Source organism: Priestia sp. SIMBA_032 (assembly GCF_046535215.1).
GTDB classification, from domain to species: Bacteria; Bacillota; Bacilli; order Bacillales; family Bacillaceae_H; genus Priestia; species Priestia aryabhattai.
This window is the reverse complement of the sequence record NZ_JAWRXD010000754.1, coordinates 1-268: the sequence shown is the minus strand read 5'-3', so window position 1 is coordinate 268 and position 268 is coordinate 1. Positions and strand designations below refer to the sequence as shown.

The 268-nt window shown below is 73.9% G+C and carries 1 protein-coding gene; it reads left to right on the top strand.

Annotated features, from left to right (window positions below; translation table 11 throughout):
• Window positions 1-268: phosphotransferase (locus SB717_RS36330; RefSeq protein ID WP_410907870.1), on the top strand; the 268-nt coding region annotated here is incomplete at both ends.

The following is a 268-nucleotide window of genomic DNA, read 5'->3' as shown; positions in this document are numbered from 1 at the left end:
CGGGAGGCCGCCGACGCGGCACTCGCGCGCCTCCAGCCGCTGCGCGACCGCCTCCGCGTGCAGGCGGTGCACGGCGACGTGACCGACGACAACATCGTCCTGGGCGATGACGGCCCCGGCGTCATCGACTTCGGCGACGTCTCGGACGGCTGGCTGGTCGCCGAGCTGGCAGCGACGGTGACGAGCGCGCTGCACCACGTTCCGGACGAGCCGCTCGCGGTGCTCGACGTGGTGGAGGCCTTCCATGCCGAAGCGCCGCTCGACGACG